Raw genomic sequence first — 21498 nt, 5'->3', positions numbered from 1 at the left:
CGACAGCGCAAACCCAGCCAACAGCGCAACGTTCACCACCACGGTGGACGCGAACGGCAACTTCAGTGTGGACGTTGACCTGAGCGACAAAGGCTTGGTGGACGGCAACATTACCGTGACGGCGGACGTGACAGACCAAGCGGGCAACCCAGCGAGTGACACCGAGCAAGCGACATTGGATGCGGACAACGCGGATCTCCCAACCATCGACTTAGTGACGGTGGGCGATGGCAACATCAGCGAAGACGAAGCGGAGGCCGTGACCCTGTCGGGCAGCACGGAGAATGTCGAGCCGGGTCAGACGGTGACCTTAACCGTGATCGACAGCGCAAACCCAGCCAACAGCGCAACGTTCACCACCACGGTGGACGCGAACGGCAACTTCAGTGTGGACGTTGACCTGAGCGACAAAGGCTTGGTGGACGGCAACATTACCGTGACGGCGGACGTGACAGACCAAGCGGGCAACCCAGCGAGTGACACCGAGCAAGCGACATTGGATAGCAAACCAGTAGCACAAGACTTCACGATTCAGACTACGACTGACCAGGGTGTGCAAGTTGGTTTCAACGACCCAACTGGCCCTCATGGTGACAATATTTCTGATATCGAAGATGATGCTGCCAATAACGGCAATGCTGACCTTACAGTGATCATTACAGAACTGCCATCTGACGGTGTACTCATTTACACCGATGGAAATGGCGTTTCACGTGAAATTACCGATAGCGATGTGACAGGTGAAACACAGTTTGCGTCTGACGGTATTACCTACAAGCCAACGGAGAATCTGGGCTTCTTACTAGGAAGTAAAGAGGAATCTGATAGCTCTGACAGAACGGATGGTTTCTTAAATTGGGGTACTCAAGTTGATGCGGATGGTAAAGTTCGTGAATTGACTTTATCTAATGGCGACGTCATTCGTATTTCAAGCAATTCGGACCCACTAAATCAATGGGACAATGAAGAAGGTCATGTAGGTGATGGCGTCGCAGATAATGATGGCAACGGTATTGAGGTTGGTGAAGTCATCTCTGTAGATTTTGTCTCTGATCCAGTCACATCTGTAAATATAGGCTTAGATGGCTTAGGTGGATTGTACGTAGATGGACACTCAAATGCTGCTCTAATTACTATCAAGTACACAGACGGCAGTTCAGAAACGATTGAGTTCCAAAAACCTGCGGGCGTTGAAGGAAATGATGGTCTGTTCCAAGAATTCTCGTTTACTGCGCCAGCTGGAAAAGAAATTGCTGGTTTAGACCTATCAACCAAAGAGCAAGGTAACTGGGAACTTCGTTATGTTGAAGCACTTCCAACAGATGATAGTTTTGATTATAAAGCGGTTGATTCAGAAGGGCAGTACAGTGATGAAGCAACGGTAACTATCGATAACTCTAACCTTGATAGAACACCGGTCGCTGAAGATGCTTATGTAACGACCAATGAGGATCAAGCATACACATTTAGTTGGTCTGATTTTTCTGTTGCTGATGGCGACACGCTTCCAACAGATATGACAATTACATTTGAAAGCCTACCTGCAAATGGTCAGTTGACGCTTAACGGCTCTCCTGTCGTAACTGGTACTGCGATTTCTTACGCTGATATTGTTGACGGAAAGCTTGTCTTTACTCCAGCAGCAGATGAGTCAAGTAGCACTTCAGGCTCTCAAGATGGTGTTGATTCAGGTGACCAACATCAAGATTACGCAGAGTTTGATTTCAATGTGTCAGATGGTAATAGCACGAGTGAGACGCAGACAGTTGTTGTTGACGTAACACCAGTAGCAGACGCACCGACTGTTACCATCACGCTTGGTGAAATGGTTAAATCGGATGCGACTTCAATTCATCATACTGATGTTATTGCTGCTGTTGGTAAGACCGAAGCTGAAAATAATGACCTAGCAGTTGAGATGGGGCTAGACAATTCGCTACCGTCTCACTTAGGTAATAACAATGATTATAGTGATACCGATACTCTATTTGTTGGCGGAAATAACGTCGACACCATGTACGGTGGCGGTGGCGATGATGTCTTTGTTGGTGGCGCGCAAAACGATTCGTTCTACGGAGATGATGCAAGCAGTAATACCGCTCATGATGGTGTAGACACGGTTTACCTAACTGGTAACTTTGAAGATTATGAATTTACCTTCAAGGATAACCACGGTGGCGGTGTACCATATTGGATTGTATTAGATACTAAATCAGTCGATTCAGTTAACGATCATACTGGTCAAGAAGATCGTGGCGACCATTTGTATGAAATTGAGCGTGTGGTATTTGCTGACAAGATTATTGAACTTAATCCTGACGGCACATTCGAAGTACTTCAAGATAGAATGATTGCTGTTGATGTTGACGTTGACCTTGTTGATACAGATGGAAGTGAAAGCTTGGCCCAGACAGTTACGGTAGATGGCCTTCCTGAAGGTATTGAAGTTTATGTTAATGGGCAAGCTATTGATGCGGAAGCTGATGGTATATTCTTGGTTCCAATCGATTCAAATGGTAATGCTTCATTTGATATTAAAGTGCCATTTGACTACGAAGGTAGCCTTGACTTCCCATTGAGCGTTACTGCAACGTCGATAGAGTCTTCTAATAATGACAGCGCTTCTACTACTGAAACTGTCGATGTGACAGCGCGTGAATACGTAATGGAATCCGGTTCTCATGGTGACGACACAGTTACGGGCAGTGCTGATCATGATCTGATTGTTGGTGATGTTCAGGGAATCGAGATTGTTGCTGGTCAAGATTACAATATTGCTTTTGTTCTTGATACGTCAGGCAGTATGGGCCATTGGGTTGGTACCGCTAAAGATGAAATTCTTGATGTCTTTGATGAATTGTTAACTGCAGCTAATCAGGGTTCGGAGCCTGGTACCGTTAACATTATGCTTTCTGAGTTCTCTACTGGAGCATCGCAAGTTATTAGTGTTGATCTGAGTTCGCCTACAGCAAAACAAGATTTTGAGAATGCGCTGAACCAGATCGGTGACAATGGTGAGGGTTGGACTGACTACGAGTCTGGTCTTCAGACTGCTGTAGAGTGGTTTGATTCGTTCCCTGAAGGTGATGCAGAAAACATCACTTACTTCCTAACCGATGGTGCGCCTAACTACATCAACTACTTAGATGAAGCTTCTTTAGATAAAGTACTTATCGATGCGGGTTCAGATAAAGATGTTATCACGCTTGAAGATGTCTTGACTGACGGTAATTATCAGTTAGGAGATGAATTCTATTACAAGGGCCAACGTTTAGTTGATAGCCATGGAAACGTGACATCGCCATTGACTGGACAGAAGCTAGGAACAATCAGTATGGATAATGGCTCATTAGTCTTTACTGACCACAATAGTACAAGCCAGCAATCACAGCACATGTATCAATTGCTTGCACTGATGTCGAGTGTAGAAGCGATTGGTATCGGTAGTAATGTAAGTGAGAGCCTGCTTCAACAATACGACACTGATGGTGTTGTTGAATCAAATATCGATGTGACCAAGTTAGCTGAAACCATCTTAGGTCAAGATATTCCGTTAGAGCAGGGATCTGATATTCTTTCTGGCGGTGACGGTAACGATATTCTATTGGGTGACTTGATTGAGTTTGGTACTAATGAGCAAGGCTTAAGTGCGATTCAATCACATGTTGCTAGCGAAACTGGTCAAGATATATCAACGGTTGACGCAGAAGATATTCATAACTATGTGAAGGAAAATGTACAAGAATTCAACCAAAATCACTCAGGAGATAAATCAGATGTATTATCCGGTGACGATGGAGATGACATCTTGTTTGGCCATGGTGGTAACGATATCCTAATCGGTGGCGATGGCGATGATATTCTAATTGGTGGTGCTGGTAATGATACGCTTACCGGTGGAGCTGGCGAGGACTTATTCGTTATTGGCGAAGCTGATTTCGTTAATTCGCTAGATGTGATAACTGACTTTACGGTAACCGAAGATCATATTGATATTTCTGACTTGCTCCATAACGGTGAGAATATGGATGATCTGCTAGGTGACGTGACAGCTAAAGTTGTCGATAACAATGATGTTGAGCTGCATATTGATCGTGATGGTAAGCATCAAACTATCAAGTTGGAAGATGCCGTAGATCAGTTAGGTTATGTGGACGTTAATTCTGGTGATATTACAGGCCAGGCATTGAGTAATTTACTCAATGATGTCATCTACAAACCGCAAGACTAAAAATAAAAAGGGCCGAAAGGCCCTTTTTTACATTAATGTGTTTTGTAAACAAGCAGTTAGCTGAAACTTAAAGAACCTTACAAGCAAAGCCTTTTAAGTAGAAACCTTCTGGGTAGGCAGAAGCAGTTGGGTGATCTGCTGCTTGTTCGAAACGCTCTACAAATTTCACTTCACGACCTGAATCTAGTGCGGCATCAGCGATCACTTTTTGGAATAGATCTGAGCTCATTAAGCCGGAACAAGAGTAGGTGAGTAGTGTGCCACCAGGCTTTAAGATTTGCATGGCGAGCATGTTGATATCTTTATAGCCGTTAGCACCTGAGGTTAAGTTGTTTTTGCTTGATACAAACTTCGGTGGATCCATGATCACAACATCAAACTTCGTACCTTGGTCACGATATTCTCGAAGTAATTTGAATACATCTGCGTTAAGGAAGACGGCGCGCTTTTTGGATATATCAAATTCATTGAGCTCAGCGTTGTGCTTGGCAATATCGAGTGCAGGTTGCGATACATCGGCATTGATGACGCGCTTCGCTTCACCTTTAAGCGCATACAAACCAAATCCACCTGTGTATGAGAAACAGTTGAGAACTTCTTTGTTCTTAACGTATTTCATCGCTTGTTGGCGGCTGTCGCGTTGATCTAAGTAGAAGCCTGTTTTGTGGCCACCGACAATATCTACACTGATTTTTACACCATTCTCTTCAATAACTACAGATTTAGGTGGCTCGTCACCATGCAGTACGCCAGTAGTTTCTTCTAAGCCTTCTTTCTTTCGAACCGCAACATCCGAACGTTCATAGATACTGCATTCGGGAAAAACCTCAATTAGAGCATCAACGAGCGCCTGTTTTAAATGCTCTGCACCCGCGCTCAATAGTTGGCAAACAAGGTAATCCTGATACTTGTCGATGGTGATACCCGGTAGGCCGTCTGATTCCGCGGCAATTAGGCGGTATCCTGTTAAACCATCACGTTCAATAATGTCTTGACGAAGAAGCTGTGCACCTTGGATACGTTTGACGAAGAAAGATTTGTCGATCTCTTCTTTATCAAATGACCAAACACGAGCGCGAATTTGCGAATGAGGTGAGTACGCTGCTTTAGCCAGCCATTTACCATCGTGAGTAAATACATCAACTGTTTCACCAAGAGCAGGCTCCCCTTCAACTTTACTGATGCCACGAGAGAATACCCAAGGGTGTTTGCGGCGCAGAGATTTATCGCGGCCTTTTACAAGGTAGATAGCTGGAGTCATGTGTTTACTCAATTGATTGTTTCGAAAGGAGAGGTATTGTGGGAGATGTGATTAGGAAAATCAAATAAAAGAGCCGCCAGATTGGGCGGCTCGACTTGTTTAAGCTTTTAGACCGGTTAGCAAGGTTTCCATTGAATCACTTTGCCTGCGTAATTGATCAATGTTGCTGTTAGTTGCACTGATCATTTCACATACTTGGTTAGACTGGCCTCTGATCTCCTCAACACTTGCTGCAATATTGTCTGCAACAACACCTTGTTCTTCCGCTGCTGTCGCGATCTGGATACTGCTGTCAGAGATAGATTGGTTTTTATCTGCAAGAGAAGCGATTTCCGTGTCAACTTCAGCCATTAGAGTTTGACCTTCGTTCGCATTGAGAACCGTCGTTTCCATTAGTTTGGTTAACGATTGGCTATTGCGCTGTAGGGCTTCGATCATGGTTTGAATTTCGACAGTTGCTTGTTGCGTTCTTCCCGCTAGTGCTCGAACTTCATCCGCTACCACCGCAAAACCACGGCCTTGTTCACCAGCGCGCGCCGCTTCAATAGCTGCGTTTAGAGCGAGTAAGTTAGTCTGCTCTGAAATACCATTAATCGTAGTCACAACTTCATCGATTTGCGCAGCATTCGCATCGAGTTCTGCTACTGCTTCGGATGCTGATTGAACCTCACCAGAAAGAAGAGAAATAGAAGACAAAGTATGGCCCACTTTTTGTTGGCCCTGCTGAGCTACGGAGCGTGCATCTTCGGTTTGCGAGCTTGAATCGTGAGCTAAATTGGCTACTTCACGAATTGTGGACGCCATCTGCTCTGTTGCACTCGCTAGAGAATTAAGGTGCTCTTGTTGAGAATTTGAGATTTCGGCACTGTGCTGGTTCGATTGGTTTAAATCTGAGCTGATTTGCTGCATCAGTGCGATAGATTCTTGAATCGATAGCACCATGTTTTGTTCGCGCTCAGCTACCTTGTCGATTGTGATTGCAATTTCACTAAACTCATCTCGAACCTTGAAGAAGTTCATTCGACTAGTCAAATCACCACTTGATAAGGTAGTCAGTGCTTTGTTCATGGTGAACATCGCACCGCCAATGAATGTCATAATGTAGTAAACACCCATTGCGATTAAAAACAAAGTTATAGCAATGATAGTAACGTGCGTCGTAGACAGCGCATTCCAAAGGTTTTGGCTGTGGATTGCAACTAAGCTGAACTCACCATTGTTTACTGAGATTGAACCCATTCCGGAACCTAGCGCTATTGTGTCAGAATTCGCGATTAAGCTTGCAACTTGTGAACGGTTAAGGTCACCCGCTTCAATCAAGTTTCTCATCAGTACTAGTTCATCTTGGTATAGATGATTGAGCATGTTGTCTGCTGCGTTATCTAAGACCAGTGTTAATAAAATGAGTGCGATAACGGGAAGGAAGAAAAGCAAATAGAACTTTTCTTGTATTTTTAGATGAATGAGATATTTATCAATCCAGCGAAATGGTATTTCTTTCATAATTATTATTTCCGTGAGAAAACCCTATTTGTCCATAAGGGTTGAATAGAACAACATGCTAAATATAACACTGTCCGATGAAACGAGGTATCGAATATGATTCAAAAATGTGAGAAGTTCACAGTCTCTGGTCTAGTTCAAGGTGTCGGTTTTCGCTATCACACTTCATACCAAGGAATGAGGCTAGGCTTAGCGGGTTATGCGAAGAACCTGAATAATGGAGATGTGGAAGTAGTGGTTTGTGGGGAGGAAAGTGCAATTCTTTTGATGGCTGACTGGCTTCAAGAGGGCCCTAAGACATCACGTGTGGAGTCAGTTGTCTCAGAGCCAGCCTCATATAAACCCTATAAGGGTTTTAAGATTCTATAGATTTATAGGCACTTCGCAGGTTTTGGTAAACCTGCAAGCTTGGTAGCTTGTTTCGCAGGGCCTTGCTTGAATAGCTTAAATAGATACTTACTATTGCCTTTCTCTGGCCCGTGAGCTTTTTCCATCGCTTTGACGAGCATTCTCACTGCAGGAGAAGTATTAAACTCTTCATAAAATTTTCGTACAAAATGAACCACTTCGATATGAGCATCAGTGAGTTCAATTCCTTCTTGTTCTGCGAGTACTTGAATCATTCCCTCTTCCCATAGGGTAAAATCCAATAGGTAACCTTGGGCATCGGTTTCAATTTGTTTGCCGTTGTATTCGAACATCTTAATAAACCTAAAATCAACGATGGTAATAGGGTAGCGCAGCCCATAGTCATTTCACAATATCCACGAAAAGAAAAAGCCCGAAAGAAGAGTCTTTCGGGCTTTGTTTAACCAATTGCTGACTGAATTAGTCGTCGTTCATAATACCTAAAATGCTTAGTAGGCTAGTGAACAGGTTAAGGATGTTTAGGTACATAGAGATAGTTGCACTAACATAGTTAGTCTCTTCACCACGTACGATGCGGCTTGTGTCATAAAGAATAAAGCCAGAGAACACAAGTGCAGACATGCTACTGATCGCTAGTTGGCCAATTGTTGAGCCAACAAAAATATTGATAATTGCTGCAACGATTACGATGATTAAGCCAGCAATTAGGAAGTTACGCATGAAAGAAAAATCTTTCTTGCTGCTGATTGTGTAAGCCGATAGACCTAGGAACACCATACCAGTCAAACCAAGCGCTTGAGCAATGATAGATGGACCATTCGCGATAGACGCGTAGTAAGTCAGCATTGGGCCAAGAGCGCCACCCATTAGAGTCGTGAAAACGAAAGTCCAAACGATACCCATTGATGAGTTAATGCTGCGTGGTAATGCGAAGAAAAGGATACCAATAGCTGCTACTTGCATAACAATTGCCATCATCGGCGAGATACCGATAGCCATGGTTGCCATTGCTGCTACAGCACTTGTAACAAGTGTCATAGACAATAGGAAATAGGTATTCTTTAGAGTTTTGTTAATCTCAAGTGTATTTTGAGCACTTGTAGATCGGGTAAACATAGGGCTGTTCATGATCTTCCTCGTAAGGTTTTATGTTTATAACTACATTTATGAGGGCGAATGACCAAAAAATCAAGCCCTGAAGCAGTATGCAGCTAATGAAATAATAATAGAATTAGAATGTTAAGTAATTTGAAAGATGTAACACAATATAACACAAATAGAAAAGGCGACCGAAGCCGCCTTTTCATGCGATAAATAAAACCTTAGTGACTCAAAATCTGAGCTAAGAAGTTCTGTGTTCTATCGGATTGCGGGTTCTCAAAGAAGTCGACAGGATTGTTTTCTTCAATAATCTCACCGGCATCCATGAAGATCACTCGATCCGCTACTTCTTTTGCAAAACCCATCTCGTGAGTTACACAAAGCATGGTCATGCCTTCTTCAGCGAGCTCAACCATAACATCCAGAACTTCACGAACCATTTCTGGATCGAGTGCAGATGTCGGTTCATCAAACAACATCACTTGAGGGCTCATGCAAAGAGAGCGAGCAATAGCTACACGCTGCTGCTGACCACCAGATAACTGACCTGGAAACTTATCTGCTTGGTCCGGAATCTTAACGCGCTCTAAATATTGCATCGCCACTTTTTCCGCTTCTTCTTTTGGCATCTTCTTCACCCAAATTGGCGCAAGAGTACAGTTCTCTAGCACAGTAAGGTGAGGGAAGAGGTTGAAGTGTTGGAAACACATACCAACTTCACGGCGAACCGCTTCGATATTTTTTAAGTCTTCAGTCAGTTCATTGCCAGAGACAATGATCTGTCCTTTTTGATGTTCTTCTAGTCGGTTAATACAACGAATCATTGTCGATTTACCTGAGCCAGAAGGGCCACAGATAACAATTTTTTCGCCTTTTTTGACGTCTAGGTTGATATTCTTTAGTACGTGAAACTCACCGTACCACTTGTTCATATCCTTAAGTTGGATCATGTAATCTTGTTGTTGCGTCATAATACGTCCTTGAGCTCTGTGACTATCGTTTGTGACCGGTATGGAGTTTGTTTTCAAGCCATATCGAATATCTCGACATGCCGAAACAAAATACCCAGAACACTAACGCGACAAATACATAACTTTCAGTAGCAAAACCGAGCCATTCAGGGTCTGTGTTTGCTGCTTGGCCAATACCCAGTACATCGAACATACCAATGATGAGTACGAGACTGGTATCTTTAAACAGTCCAATAAAGGTGTTTACGATAGAAGGGATCGTGATCTTCAGTGCCTGAGGCAAAATAATCAGCCCCATCTTTTTCCAATAGCTCAATCCAAGCGCATCGGCTGCTTCATATTGACCTTTTGGTATTGCCTGTAAACCACCGCGCACAACTTCCGCCATGTATGCAGCACTAAACATAACCACACCGATTAAAGCACGGATGAGTTTGTCTGTCTCTGATCCTTCTGAAAGGAATAGAGGAAGCATTACGGATGCCATAAATAGAACGGTGATAAGCGGAACACCACGCCAAACTTCGATGTAAACAGTACAGATACTACGAATGATCGGCATATCTGAACGACGACCCAACGCTAATGCCACGCCAATAGGTAAAGACACGACAATACCGACTAACGCAATGATTAACGTAACGAGTAGTCCGCCCCATTTGTGCGTTTCGACCACTTCTAAGCCAAATACACCACCGTATAGCAAACCCGCAATGATGAAAGGGTATACGTTAACAAAGAATAACCAGATCCATAAACGTTTCGGAGTTTTTTCATACGCCAGTAATGCGGTGAAAATGGCTAAAGTGATGTAAAACAAACGAGGGCGCCATAGTTCTTCTTGTGGATAGAAGCCGTACATGAACTGCTCCCAACGCACACTGATAAACACCCAACAAGCGCCTTCGCGTGAGCAAGCGTCGCGAGTAGTGCCTACCCAATCGGCCTTAAGAAATGCCCAATCAAAAATTGACCAAAGTAACATCCCGCCAAGCACAGCAAGGATGACAGTAATAACGGAGTTTACAGGGCCGTTAAACAGGTTTTTACGTAGCCAGCCTACAACACCAACCGTACTGGCTGGCGGTGGTAGATCAGGCTGAAATTGATGTACTTTCATGCTATCTCTCCACCAATGCAACTTTGCGGTTGTATACGTTCATTAACGCTGAAGTTAATAAGCTTAACGTCAAGTAAACCCCCATAGTCATAGCAATGATTTCTATCGCTTGACCGGTTTGGTTTAACGTTGTGCCGGCAAATACTGAAACTAAGTCAGGGTAACCAATTGCCATCGCCAGGGATGAGTTTTTGGTTAGGTTTAAGTATTGGCTAGTGAGTGGAGGAATAATGATCCGCAGAGCCTGCGGTAAAACAACCAGTTTAAGTGTTCTAGAACGAGGAAGGCCTAAAGACATTGCGGCTTCCGTTTGACCGTGGTTTACCGCGTTAATACCTGAACGCACAATCTCTGCAATGAACGACGCAGTATAGATGCTTAATGCAAGTAATAGTGCGCCTAGCTCAGGAATGATGCTAATGCCACCTCGGAAGTTAAACCCTTTAAGTTCAGGAAGTTCTGCTGAGATAGGTGATCCCATTAGGAAGTAAACCACCACTGGAATGACAACAACCAATCCCAAAACAATACGACCCATTGGAGTCTGTTGCCCGGTCAGACGTTGTTTATTTCTAGCCCATACCCCAATAAAGATTGACGCAATAATACCAATAACAAAACTCGCAACAACAATCCCTGAACCTGCTTCAAACACAGGTGCTGGGAAGTACAAGCCACGAACGTTTAGGAAGATTGCTTCACCTAGACTTAAGCTCTGTCTTGCAGATGGTAACGCTTGAAGTACAGCGAAATACCAAAAGAAAATTTGCAAAAGTAATGGAACGTTACGGAAAATTTCGATGTAAATAGCGGCAAAGCGACTGACTAACCAGTTGTTAGAAAGTCTCGCAATACCCATCGCAAAGCCGACTACCGTCGCCAAAATAATGCCCAAAAAAGACACCAATGCGGTATTTAGTAAACCAATGACGAAAGTTCGACCGTAAGAGTAGGTTTCATCGTATTCAATAAGCGTTAGGCCAATCCCAAAGCCAGCTTCTTGATTGAGGAAACCGAAACCCGTAGCGATGCCACGTGCTTCTAAGTTGGAGAGTGCATTGTTGACAATGGTATAAAAGAAAAAGATCAGTGCGAGTATTGCAATAATTTGGAATATGACTGATCGAAAGGTGGGATTGTAAATAAGGCTAGCACCTGAAGACGGTCCGTTATCCGCTTTAGGCGCAACAGTATTAGTAGGTTTCATACAGCTATAACCTCAAATCCATTTTTGTAAAAAGGGCGGCCAAGACCGCCCATTTTGTTGTTATGTATTGCTTAACGGATTGGCGGAGCGTACATGAAGCCACCCGCATTCCATAGTGCGTTTACACCACGAGAGATTTGTAGTGGAGAGCCTGTACCAACAGTGCGTTCAAAGCTTTCTCCGTAGTTACCAACTTGTTTGACAACTTGGTAACCCCAATCGTCACGAATACCAAGGCCTTTACCTTTAGGACCATCGACACCAAGGATACGTTTGATGTTTGGATCTTTAGACTTAAGCATTTCATCCGCGTTTTTAGAAGAAATACCGTATTCTTCTGCGTTGATCATTGCGTTTAGAGTCCATTTCGCAATGTTAAACCACTGATCATCGCCTTGAAGCACTACTGGGCCAAGAGGCTCTTTCGAAATGATTTCAGGAAGAACTTGCGCAGAGCTAGGATCTTGAAGGTTCAGGCGCAGTGCATATAGGCCAGATTGGTCAGTTGTGAGAACGTCACAACGTCCTGCATCAAAGCCTTTCGATGTTTGTGCTGCTGTATCGAAAACAACTGGTTTGTATGACATGCCGCTGTTACGGAAGTAGTCAGCTAGGTTTAGTTCTGTCGTTGTACCTGATTGAACACAAACTGATGCGCCATCAAGCTCTTTTGCACTCTTAAGGCCAAGATCTTTCTTAACCATGAAGCCTTGACCATCGTAGTAGTTAACGCCAACGAAGTTTAGACCTAGAGCAGTATCACGGTGTAGTGTCCATGTAGTGTTGCGAGATAGAACATCGATTTCACCGGATTGAAGTGCAGTGAATCGTTCTTTCGCGGTTAGTGGTACATATTTAACTTTTGTTTTATCACCTAAAACTGCAGCTGCTAGTGCCTGACAGTACTCAACGTCGATACCTTCCCATTCACCTTTTGAGTTAGGGTTAGAGAAACCTGGAAGACCGGTACTTACACCACAAGTGATGAAGCCTTGTTTAGTCACTTTGTCCAGAGTGCTTTCTGCTGCTGAAGCGCTTGTAGCCATTAGAGCAGTAGATGCAGCTACAACTGAAGCAAGGAGTGTTAGTTTATGTGCCATTTGTATCCTTCCTGTATGATCCATGTTAAACCAGGTGACCCTGATACAACGAATGAAAAAAAGTTGTGTTTCTATATTTATAGGCGACTTACTAAGCTTATTGCTTTTATATAAATCAACCATTTATAAGCGTAGGAAAGGATTTGCGATTTCTCAAAGGTATAATTTAAAAAGAATTATGATTGAACTCACAAACCCGTTCAGTAATTAGAATGACGAAATGTTAACTTAATGTAAATAGCGCAACACTTCACAAAAATGGTGCAATAGGATTTAGTCTCCAAAGTCTGCTATTTACATAGTTGTAACATAATGCGATTGGAACTGGGCACAACAGATAAAACTATAAATAGTATTAAATTTGGTGAAAAATTACTCTGTTAAGCATAGGCTATTTCTGTCTTTGCCCTAACTTTGGTAGTATCAATGATTAGTTAGTTGATTTATTCAAGGAATGAAATGCAGTATTTTCCACTGTTTCTCGATCTTAAAGGTAAAGCTGTACTCGTTGTGGGTGGCGGTGAAGTCGCCAGTCGTAAAGTTGATAGCTTAGTCAGAGCAGGCGCTATCGTGACTATCGTGTCACCTCAGGTTGAACCGTTTTTACAACGATTGATTGACGAGCAAGAGTGCCTCTGGATACAGAATTTTTACTCGAATGAGTTAATGGACTCGAAATACGTTCAAGTGTGGGCGACGACGGACAACCCAGATTTAAACCATCAAGTCCATCACGACGCTAATGCTCGGGGCATATTGGTGAATGTGGTTGATGACCAACCATACTGTGACTTCATCACTCCTTCTATGATTAACCGTGGTAGGATTCAACTGGCTATTTCAAGCGGTGGTGCGTCACCGGTTTTGGTGCGTAATATAAGAGAGAAACTAGAAGCAGCATTGCCGCAAAATCTCTCTTTATTGGCAGACTTTGCCGCTTCAAAACGGACGGATATTAAACAAGCATTGCCAAGTGTCGACTTACGGCGCAAGTTTTGGGAGCGATTCTTTGCTTCGCCTCTTGTTGACCGCGCGAAGAGCCGGAATGAGCTAGAACAACAATACCAAATAATGATTCTTCAAGATGTGGTAGAACAAGGTAGCGTGACTTGGATTGATTTTGGCGATGATGTTGAGCTTCTACCAATGAAAGCGCTTAGAATTATGCAGGAAGCGGAGGTGGTATTATATCCTCCGGAATGCCCATTCGGCTTTATCGATTTGATTCGTCGAGATGCAGAGCGTGAAGCTTTTGGAAATGATGGCGAACTTGCTCGTAAACTACAAACAGCAAGAGAGCAGCAGTTAAGGGTAGTTGTTTTTGTTCCAATGAAGTCAAGTCAGTATAATTTACTGAGACAGCAAGACGTTCATTTGTCGTTGGCGAGTAGTAAGTAATAAAAAACCCGCGAATAGCGGGTTTTTTAATGGTGCGATGAAACTGCCGAGACTTAGTCGCGGAAGTTTTCATACTGAAACGGTTGACCAAGCTCTGCTTCGCGAATTGTTGCGATAGTAGCCTGAAGATCATCTCGTTTTTTACCTGTTACACGCACTTTCTCACCTTGGATAGATGCTTGAACTTTTAGCTTCTTATCTTTGATAAGCTTAACAATTTTCTTCGCCATTGGCGTTTCGATGCCTTGCTTAAATACAACGATTTGATGCCAGTTCTTACCAGAAGCTTCTTCGCCTTTCGCTTCCATTGCATTTGCATCTACACCACGTTTAGTCAGGTGAGAGCGCAACATGTCACGAAGTTGTTTCAACTGGAATTCACCTTCCGCATTCAGGCGTACTGACTCGTCTTTTTGTAATTCAAACGAAGCGTCAACACCACGGAAGTCAAAGCGAGTAGTCAGTTCACGAGATGCGTTGTCTACTGCGTTGCGTAGCTCAACAGTATCGATTTCCGAGACAATATCAAAAGATGGCATTTTAAAGTCCTTAGATTTTAATTAGCGCGATTTAACCGCATCAGCAAGTAGGGCAAGCATTTGTTCTGTATCTTCCCAGCTTAGGCATGGGTCGGTAATAGATTGACCGTAAGTGAGATTATTGATGTCATCCATAGGTTGGTTACCTTCAATAATAAAACTTTCAGCCATGATACCTGCGATCTGGTTTTTACCTGATTTGATCTGCTCACAAAGCGTTTTAGCTACGTCTAACTGTTTGCGATGCTGTTTCTGACAGTTGGCATGGCTGAAGTCAACGATTAGGCGTTGAGGTAGGCCAAATTCAGCTAATTGCTCACAAGCCGCATTGACAGATTCAGCGTCAAAATTCGGCCCTTTATCACCACCACGTAAGATAACGTGACCAAATGGGTTACCACTTGTACGGTAGACCGTCATGCGTCCATTTTTGTCTGGTGAATAGAAATAATGCGAAGCTTGAGATGCGCGAATTGCATCAATAGCGATCTTAATATTACCGTTTGTTGCATTTTTAAAACCAACAGGGCAAGAGAGCGCCGATGCCATTTCACGGTGGATTTGTGACTCTGTCGTACGAGCACCAATCGCGCCCCATGTGATCAGATCGGCAATATACTGGCCTGTAATCATATCAAGGAACTCTGTCGCCGTAGCAAGACCAAGTTTGTTGATATCTAGCAGAAGCTTACGTGCTTTGTTTAAGCCAGCTTCGAGAGCGTAAGAGCCGTCGAGGTTAGGATCGGTAATAAGACCTTTCCAGCCCACAACAGTACGTGGCTTTTCAAAGTAGGTACGCATTACAACAAACAGTTCATCTTTGTACTGTTCTTGAATTTGAGCAAGACGCTCTGCGTAATCTAGAGCTGCTTCTGTATCGTGTACAGAGCAAGGACCAACGATGACAAGCAGACGGTCATCTTGGCCAGTAATGATTCTTTCAATTTGACGACGAGACTCAGCGATGCGCTCTGCTACATCGTCTGTAATAGGGTGTGCGCTTCCAAGTTCTGCCGGAGTTGGCATTGGACCCAAAGGTTGGGTTCTTAATTCATCGGTTTTGAGTGGCATACCATAGCCTGTTCTTTTTATTGCGAAGCGCTAAAGATAACGGAAACGCTGCAAGGAATAAACCACTTATCGATATTCTTCATAGTGGTAAACTGTAAAAGTGAAAAATTATTCACTTTCAAGGACTAAAAATGTTAATTCCTCTTGTACTTATCAATATCAATGGGTATGTTCAGAGAGAACAAACAATAGTAGATAGCACGGAGCAGTAATGAGTTTAGAGACTTCAAGCAGTTTGCATCCAGCATTATCGTTAGGAGATACACTTCCTAGCGAAAATCCTCAAGAAAATGGTTCACATTTGTATGTGTCGATGTCTGAAATGATCATGGAACATATTTTCTATCATCCTGAGTTTAATCAAGTTTTAGATTCTCTAGATAGTGTTCAAACGACCTCGATTCAAGCGATTTTAGGTGACAGTTCTGTTGACGAACATTTTGTATCAACACTTGTTGAACAGATTAAAGCCGCGTCTAGTGACAGTCATACAACAATACGTATTGGGCTAAGTAACGCTGACAGTTATGCATTTAGTTCTCTACTTGGTGGCAGCGCTGATGTCACCGAAGTTAACCCTGCACTTGGTTTGCGAGGCGTGTCTCGTTATGCATCTGCTCAGTTTAGTTTAACGTTTGCGTTAGAATGTAAAGTAATTCAGTCGTTACAAGAGCAAGGCTTGACTGTTGAAATTGTCGTTCCTTTTGTTCGTGCGCTGTCTGATGCGGCCAAAATTATCGACTTATTGGCAGAGCAGGGGCTTCCGCGTGGCTTAAATGGGTTGAAGGTTCTCTATACTGTTGATGTTCCTTCTTCAGCACTGCTTGCTGAGCGATTGCTGCATTATTTCGATGGTGTAGTGATTAATTTAGAGAACTTAGCGCAGTTTACGTTAGGCGTTGATCGTTTAAACGAATCATTAGAATATCTGTTTGACCCGCAAAGTGAAGCGGTGATCGACTTGATTGATATGGCAGTTAAGTCTGCTCAGGCGAGCAATAAGCCTGTCATCATTGTTTCTAGTGGTTTAGCTAACTATAAAAAAATTCAAGAGTATATTGTCGAGAACGGTCAACTAGACGCGGTTGTGACGATGTAACGCACAATACGCTTAGGGTCACTATTGCAAAGGCTGATGTTAACAAAATGTTGACGTTGGCCTTTGTTTATTATGAACTGGTGTAAATATACTAATCGGACCAGTTTATGCTTTCTCCTATTGCCAAAGCAAACCTCTATCTAAAGTGGTTTGGCTTTTTTAAAGTGCCTTTTATTTGGCTTTGTAGACCTAAGATCCTTCAACTTGATGGAGAACGTGTCGAAGTCAAAATTCCCCTCAAACGTAGAACGAAAAACCATCTCAATAGTATGTACTTTGGTGTATTGGCGGTGGGCGCAGATGTCGCTGGCGGATTTATGGCGATGAGTAAGGCCCAAGAAAGGGGCAAGCAAGTCTCATTAGCCTTTAAAGCGGTAGAAGGCCAGTTTTTAAAACGACCGGAAGAGGATGTCCACTTTGTGTGCAACGATGGCAAGTTGATCGATGAGATGTTGGATGAAACGTTTCGTACTGGTGAACGAGTTAACAAGGCGGTAAAAATAACCGCCATTTGCCCATCATTACATGGTGATGAGCCTATGGCGGAGTTTTACCTTACTCTGTCACTGAAGAAAAAGGGTGACTGACCGATTCTACTTCTATCTGTTCAACGGCGACAATTTTGCTCCGGTTAAGAACGATCTTCCAACGGTAGAAGTTTGGTTGGCCATCATGATTGTCTTCTTTTACAATCAAGTTGATAAGGTGGCGTTTTTCGACCGACTCCTTGCTAACTTGGTTGTTGTTAAGCGTGTAAACTTTGTTTGAGCCTTTATCCATTAGACGCATTAAAGGTCTCATACTGATCAAGAGAGATTCACGAGTCTCTTCATAACCACTCATAAATTTCGAGGTCGACATTTCAACACCTGAGCGGTAGTGCAAGATGCTCTCTTCACGCTGCACGACACGCTTTTTACGAATGTTTTTAATCCGATCCGGCAGTTTTTCTAGGCTTGTATAGTCTAACCATTCGAGTTTTTGGCCGACTGCTTTTTTCGTAGTCGGGTCTAGATAGAGCTTACGCCATTTAGGCCGCCCTTTGCGCAGCCAACGCCACAATACATCACGAAGATCGTCTTTGAAAATCTCACGTAACGCGTAGACAAACGACATCAAAACGATGAAAGATACGGTGATTTCTCCCCAGTAATCGCGAGCAACAATGGCGGCAATGGTTACAAATACCATTACGAAACCTGTGGCACCACCTTTGACCATTCGCTGCATATTGCTACCAAGAGATTGGGTTTTCTCCTGTAATACAACTGGGTGCTCAATTAAACGGCGTAATAGTCGCATTTTATTACTGAGTCGCGTTACGTCGTCACGTACGTTTTTCGAGTTGTAGTTGTTGAGTTTACGATGGGCCGCTTCCTTTTCAACAATAGCGAGTAAACTCTCTTTAACTGATTTGTAATCACCTTCTCGTGGCATGTGTGCGACCAAAGACATTAAACGTTGGCCAGTGTACCAAGATAAGTAGTTATCAATGTTGGCGTAGTAACGCTTTAAGCTTTCTTCGTAAGGAGCACCACGACGTAACTTTTTAAGGATATCTAGTGCAAGAACAATAACCTCATCGACTTCTTCAGTTGTGACCGTTTCTTTATTGTGTTTATTGAGTTGATTGACGGCCTTATCTAACGCGATCACATATTGATAGGCGAATAGACTTAAGCTGACACGGTATTGAGTAGAAGAAAGGTGTCCACGTTTTGCAAGTCGGCTGTGCACCAAAGGAAGAAGCGTCTTGTCACTGTAATAGGCACGTTTTTGCACTAACGATTCGTAATAGAATTCGCTTTCTTTTAAAACGTCTGAAGATAAACCGAGTTCGCCAGGGACGAAGAAATAGAGGTCGAGAGTCGACTTTTTAGTCGAAGCCATTGCGTGCGAGACTTTTAAGGCGATGCCGTCGTGCTTATCAACGGTGATCAAGGAGGAAGCTCCTAAAAAAGTAAGAATAACTGGCGCAAGCATAACAGAGATTCGCTATAATCACCGCAAATTTAACAAGAGACAATTGAAATGATTAAAGTTGGTCAGATAAACCACTTAGAAGTAGTAAAGAAAGCAGATTTTGGCGTATTTCTTAATGCTGGTGATTACGGTACGACTTTGTTGCCGAATCGTTTTGTACCAGAAGGGACGGAAGTAGGTAGCTCAATCGATGCTTTTTTATACTTTGACTCTGACAGCCAAATTGTGGCAACAACTGAAACCCCAATCGCACAAGTTGGTGAATGGGGGCTCATGCAGATTGAAGGCGTAAACAGTACAGGTGCATTCGCGAACTGGGGTATCAAAGGCAAAGACTTACTGATTCCATTTAGTGAGCAGCGTTCTCGCTTTAGTGAGGGGCAAAATGTGCTGGTTTACGTATATACAGATAAAGCGTCTGGCCGCATTGTAGGCACAACCAAATTTAATAAGCTGCTTGATAAAACCCCCGCGACTTATACCAAGAATGAGCAGGTTGATTTGATTATCGCTGAGCGTAGTGATCTTGGTTATAAGGCGATTGTTGAAGGCAAACACTGGGGCGTTATCTTTAAGTCGGATGTGTTTGGTAAGCTCTTCATTGGTAAAAAGCTTAAAGGCTACATCAAGAACATTCGTGACGACGGCAAAATCGACCTCTCTTTGCAAAAAGTAGGCGTAGAGAAAATGGATGATTTGAGTGAAAAGATCATGGAGTTGCTAGAGAAAAAAGGTGGCTTCTTACCGCTCAATGATAAATCTTCACCAGAAGCAATTTTTTCAGCATTTCGTACTAGTAAGGGCACGTTTAAGAAATCAATTGGTGGTCTTTATAAGAAAGGCAAGATTGTTATCGACAAAGAAGGCATCCGCCTAGCGTAATGCTTTTTGGTAGAAAGGGTAGGTTGAGTTCGACCTGCCTTTTAATATCAAGCTATAGCGTAAAAAAAGAGGCCCAAAACCTTCCTGTTCTGGGCCTAGGGGAATGGCTCCTACAGAGCCTGCGCTAACTGGTTGCACTGAATTCGCTTTGATACTTAAAAGTCTAGTGCATCATTTTAAGTTAGCCAGATATTTGTAGAATTTCATACTATTGATTTAGTGCTCAAAATAAGTTCTTGTCACGAACTAACTCTCTCGGTAAGCCATTTTTTACTCGGTTTCCGACCCATTTACCTAAGCCAATCACATCGTTATCAAGCTTTACGATGACTTCACCTTTTCCCGGTTGCGCATTTGGTCTTACATCTCGCCCCATAAACCATTCGCGAGCTTCATCAATAGAAAGTGCTACACAGCTTTTCTCATTACCCGTCGCCAATGCGGTCGCGACTTGGTGTTGCCAGCGATACCCTTTTTTATGCGCCTCGGCAATTTTGATTCCCATTCGTGAAAATTTAAATTCGCCTAGCATGGTTTCGAGTGCATTTGGAAATAGCCACACGTCGTTGTCACGTAGCCAAACAGAACTTTCTGCAGGTAAGCCGATATCTAGAGTTTGCTGCAGCTGTTTTTCAATGTCGTCTTGGACTTTGCGCGAGGCTTTTTCGAAAGGAAATTTACCAAGACGTTTTTTAACCTGAGGCGCTTCTACAGCGGCTAATTTGCGTAGGCGAGCAACAAAGAAGCCTTCGCAGTCATAAACTTGTGGGAAAATATGTAAAAAGCCTTCATTTGTAACTGACTTGTCTGCATTTGGGAATAGGTTAGCTAAGCTTTCAAACTCGACGGCGTCACCAAAGGTCTCTTTTAGGTGATGGCAGACTTGTTGGTTCTCTTCGACGCTGAGAGTACATGTCGAGTACACCATGATTCCACCCACTTTTAGCGCGTGGAACGCACTCTCAATGAGATCTTTCTGAGTATCCGATATTTCGATAACGGATGCTTTGGACCAGTTTTTCATTGCATCTGCGTCTTTACGTACAGTACCTTCGCCAGAACAAGGCGCGTCAATGAGTACAGCTTCAAATTGCTCTGGTAACCAACCACTAAATACTCGGCCATCATAGTTACTTAGGGCTGCGTTGCGCACACCGCATCGCTCAATGTTAGCATGCAAAACTTTTACTCGGCTTGCAGAAAACTCGTTGGCAACCAAAATGCCTTCATTGCTCATCTGAGCTGCAATTTGCGTGGTTTTAGAACCTGGTGCTGCAGCCATGTCTAGGACGGCGCTATACTCATCGTCGCTGGTTTGGAAGAGGGCAGATACTGGCATCATCGAGCTGGCTTCTTGAATATAAAAAAGACCAGACATGTGCTCTGCTGTATTACCCAGTGGTACTTCGCTCTCGTCTGCTTCAATCCAAAATCCTTCTGTGCACCAAGGTACCGGGCTTAGCGTCCAGTTTTTTTCTGCTGCGCGTTTTAAAAAAGCTTCTACAGATATTTTGAGCGTGTTCACTCGAATGGATTTGCGTAAAGGGCGTTGGCAGGCTGCGACAAAGTCTTCCATATTGAGTTCTGAAGGAAGAATAGCGGCCATTTCATCAAGGAATTCTTGAGGCAGGTATACGTTAGAGTGCAATGTTCTTTCTCTAAG

At 43.3% G+C, this 21498-nt stretch carries 18 protein-coding genes; 6 read left to right on the top strand and 12 right to left on the bottom strand.

Going from position 1 to position 21498, the window contains the following annotated elements; all coding sequences use genetic code 11:
* Positions 1 to 4231 (top strand): VWA domain-containing protein (locus tag GVO60_RS18480; RefSeq protein WP_159656710.1); only part of this gene is annotated, 4231 nt, incomplete at its 5' end.
* Between the two features lie 67 nt (positions 4232 to 4298).
* Here GVO60_RS18480 and GVO60_RS18475 read toward each other — a convergent pair.
* Together GVO60_RS18475 and GVO60_RS18470 are read right to left on the bottom strand one after the other, a co-directional pair.
* Entirely contained in the window at positions 4299 to 5492 is a 1194-nt protein-coding gene (locus GVO60_RS18475; RefSeq protein ID WP_159656708.1) for a class I SAM-dependent methyltransferase, read from the bottom strand.
* A gap of 99 nt (positions 5493 to 5591) precedes the next feature.
* On the bottom strand, positions 5592 to 6995 hold the full coding sequence (locus tag GVO60_RS18470; protein WP_159656706.1) for a methyl-accepting chemotaxis protein: 1404 nt from the start codon (positions 6993 to 6995) through the stop codon (positions 5592 to 5594).
* Between the two features lie 96 nt (positions 6996 to 7091).
* On the opposite strand from GVO60_RS18470, the gene yccX reads away from it, so the two are divergent.
* On the top strand, positions 7092 to 7364 hold the full coding sequence (gene yccX / locus GVO60_RS18465; RefSeq protein WP_159656704.1) for an acylphosphatase: 273 nt from the start codon (positions 7092 to 7094) through the stop codon (positions 7362 to 7364).
* Between the two features lie 2 nt (positions 7365 to 7366).
* Here yccX and GVO60_RS18460 read toward each other — a convergent pair whose 3' ends face one another.
* The 6 genes from GVO60_RS18460 to GVO60_RS18435 all read right to left on the bottom strand — a co-directional run bounded on the left by GVO60_RS18460 (position 7367) and on the right by GVO60_RS18435 (position 12863).
* The gene (locus GVO60_RS18460) at positions 7367 to 7696 is read right to left on the bottom strand and encodes a TusE/DsrC/DsvC family sulfur relay protein (RefSeq protein WP_159656702.1); all 330 of its coding nucleotides are present in this window, start codon (positions 7694 to 7696) and stop codon (positions 7367 to 7369) included.
* 127 nt (positions 7697 to 7823) lie between these two features.
* Positions 7824 to 8492 carry a Bax inhibitor-1 family protein gene (locus GVO60_RS18455; RefSeq protein WP_159656700.1) on the bottom strand — a complete coding sequence of 223 codons (669 nt, stop codon included), beginning with the start codon at positions 8490 to 8492 and terminating at the stop codon, positions 7824 to 7826.
* A 194-nt stretch (positions 8493 to 8686) separates the two neighbouring features.
* Positions 8687 to 9436 (bottom strand): amino acid ABC transporter ATP-binding protein, encoded by a 750-nt coding sequence (locus GVO60_RS18450; protein WP_159656698.1) that lies wholly within the window; start codon positions 9434 to 9436, stop codon positions 8687 to 8689.
* Between the two features lie 22 nt (positions 9437 to 9458).
* A complete protein-coding gene (locus GVO60_RS18445; RefSeq protein WP_159656696.1) occupies positions 9459 to 10556 on the bottom strand; it encodes an amino acid ABC transporter permease in 1098 nt (365 codons plus the stop codon).
* A 1-nt stretch (position 10557) separates the two neighbouring features.
* Positions 10558 to 11763, bottom strand: coding sequence for an amino acid ABC transporter permease (locus tag GVO60_RS18440; RefSeq protein WP_159656694.1), 1206 nt, complete (start codon positions 11761 to 11763; stop codon positions 10558 to 10560).
* 71 nt (positions 11764 to 11834) lie between these two features.
* Complete coding sequence (locus GVO60_RS18435) at positions 11835 to 12863, bottom strand: amino acid ABC transporter substrate-binding protein (protein WP_159656692.1); 1029 nt, start codon at positions 12861 to 12863, stop codon at positions 11835 to 11837.
* Positions 12864 to 13322: 459 nt separating this feature from the next.
* Here GVO60_RS18435 and GVO60_RS18430 point away from each other — a divergent pair, with 459 nt between their 5' ends.
* Positions 13323 to 14261 carry a precorrin-2 dehydrogenase/sirohydrochlorin ferrochelatase family protein gene (locus GVO60_RS18430; protein WP_159656690.1) on the top strand — a complete coding sequence of 313 codons (939 nt, stop codon included), beginning with the start codon at positions 13323 to 13325 and terminating at the stop codon, positions 14259 to 14261.
* 53 nt (positions 14262 to 14314) lie between these two features.
* Here the strand turns inward: GVO60_RS18430 and GVO60_RS18425 are convergent, their stop codons facing one another.
* A complete protein-coding gene (locus GVO60_RS18425; RefSeq protein ID WP_159656688.1) occupies positions 14315 to 14800 on the bottom strand; it encodes a YajQ family cyclic di-GMP-binding protein in 486 nt (161 codons plus the stop codon).
* A gap of 21 nt (positions 14801 to 14821) precedes the next feature.
* Positions 14822 to 15871 carry a 3-deoxy-7-phosphoheptulonate synthase gene (locus GVO60_RS18420; RefSeq protein ID WP_159656686.1) on the bottom strand — a complete coding sequence of 350 codons (1050 nt, stop codon included), beginning with the start codon at positions 15869 to 15871 and terminating at the stop codon, positions 14822 to 14824.
* 211 nt (positions 15872 to 16082) lie between these two features.
* Between GVO60_RS18420 and GVO60_RS18415 the strand changes: the two genes are divergently transcribed.
* The gene (locus tag GVO60_RS18415) at positions 16083 to 16970 is read left to right on the top strand and encodes a putative PEP-binding protein (RefSeq protein ID WP_159656684.1); all 888 of its coding nucleotides are present in this window, start codon (positions 16083 to 16085) and stop codon (positions 16968 to 16970) included.
* Positions 16971 to 17077: 107 nt separating this feature from the next.
* Positions 17078 to 17557: a PaaI family thioesterase gene (locus GVO60_RS18410; protein WP_159656682.1), complete on the top strand. Its 480-nt coding sequence runs from the start codon at positions 17078 to 17080 to the stop codon at positions 17555 to 17557.
* On the opposite strand, the gene GVO60_RS18405 is transcribed toward GVO60_RS18410, so the two are convergent.
* Complete coding sequence (locus tag GVO60_RS18405) at positions 17526 to 18911, bottom strand: hypothetical protein (protein WP_159656680.1); 1386 nt, start codon at positions 18909 to 18911, stop codon at positions 17526 to 17528. The two genes, GVO60_RS18410 and GVO60_RS18405, sit on opposite strands and share 32 nt — an antisense overlap.
* Positions 18912 to 19001: 90 nt before the next feature.
* Here GVO60_RS18405 and GVO60_RS18400 point away from each other — a divergent pair, with 90 nt between their 5' ends.
* Positions 19002 to 19835, top strand: coding sequence for a CvfB family protein (locus GVO60_RS18400; protein WP_159656678.1), 834 nt, complete (start codon positions 19002 to 19004; stop codon positions 19833 to 19835).
* A gap of 223 nt (positions 19836 to 20058) precedes the next feature.
* Here GVO60_RS18400 and rsmF read toward each other — a convergent pair whose 3' ends face one another.
* Positions 20059 to 21483 (bottom strand): 16S rRNA (cytosine(1407)-C(5))-methyltransferase RsmF, encoded by a 1425-nt coding sequence (gene rsmF / locus GVO60_RS18395; protein ID WP_159656676.1) that lies wholly within the window; start codon positions 21481 to 21483, stop codon positions 20059 to 20061.
* Positions 21484 to 21498 lie beyond the last annotated feature (15 nt).

Source organism: Vibrio atypicus, from assembly GCF_009811315.1.
Lineage (GTDB): Bacteria > Pseudomonadota > Gammaproteobacteria > Enterobacterales > Vibrionaceae > Vibrio > Vibrio atypicus.
Note: the sequence above shows the minus strand (reverse complement) of the source record. Positions and strands in the feature narration are given on the sequence as shown.

Excerpts from the sequence above, each read along its gene's own strand:
- GVO60_RS18475 (WP_159656708.1), bottom strand. The coding sequence starts at position 5,492 with ATGACTCCAGCTATCTACCTTGTAAAAGGCCGCGATAAATCTCTGCGC.
- GVO60_RS18470 (WP_159656706.1), bottom strand. The coding sequence starts at position 6,995 with ATGAAAGAAATACCATTTCGCTGGATTGATAAATATCTCATTCATCTA.
- yccX (WP_159656704.1), top strand. The coding sequence starts at position 7,092 with ATGATTCAAAAATGTGAGAAGTTCACAGTCTCTGGTCTAGTTCAAGGT.
- GVO60_RS18460 (WP_159656702.1), bottom strand. The coding sequence starts at position 7,696 with ATGTTCGAATACAACGGCAAACAAATTGAAACCGATGCCCAAGGTTAC.
- GVO60_RS18455 (WP_159656700.1), bottom strand. The coding sequence starts at position 8,492 with ATGAACAGCCCTATGTTTACCCGATCTACAAGTGCTCAAAATACACTT.
- GVO60_RS18450 (WP_159656698.1), bottom strand. The coding sequence starts at position 9,436 with ATGACGCAACAACAAGATTACATGATCCAACTTAAGGATATGAACAAG.
- GVO60_RS18445 (WP_159656696.1), bottom strand. The coding sequence starts at position 10,556 with ATGAAAGTACATCAATTTCAGCCTGATCTACCACCGCCAGCCAGTACG.
- GVO60_RS18440 (WP_159656694.1), bottom strand. The coding sequence starts at position 11,763 with ATGAAACCTACTAATACTGTTGCGCCTAAAGCGGATAACGGACCGTCT.
- GVO60_RS18435 (WP_159656692.1), bottom strand. The coding sequence starts at position 12,863 with ATGGCACATAAACTAACACTCCTTGCTTCAGTTGTAGCTGCATCTACT.
- GVO60_RS18430 (WP_159656690.1), top strand. The coding sequence starts at position 13,323 with ATGCAGTATTTTCCACTGTTTCTCGATCTTAAAGGTAAAGCTGTACTC.
- GVO60_RS18425 (WP_159656688.1), bottom strand. The coding sequence starts at position 14,800 with ATGCCATCTTTTGATATTGTCTCGGAAATCGATACTGTTGAGCTACGC.
- GVO60_RS18420 (WP_159656686.1), bottom strand. The coding sequence starts at position 15,871 with ATGCCACTCAAAACCGATGAATTAAGAACCCAACCTTTGGGTCCAATG.
- GVO60_RS18415 (WP_159656684.1), top strand. The coding sequence starts at position 16,083 with ATGAGTTTAGAGACTTCAAGCAGTTTGCATCCAGCATTATCGTTAGGA.
- GVO60_RS18410 (WP_159656682.1), top strand. The coding sequence starts at position 17,078 with ATGCTTTCTCCTATTGCCAAAGCAAACCTCTATCTAAAGTGGTTTGGC.
- GVO60_RS18400 (WP_159656678.1), top strand. The coding sequence starts at position 19,002 with ATGATTAAAGTTGGTCAGATAAACCACTTAGAAGTAGTAAAGAAAGCA.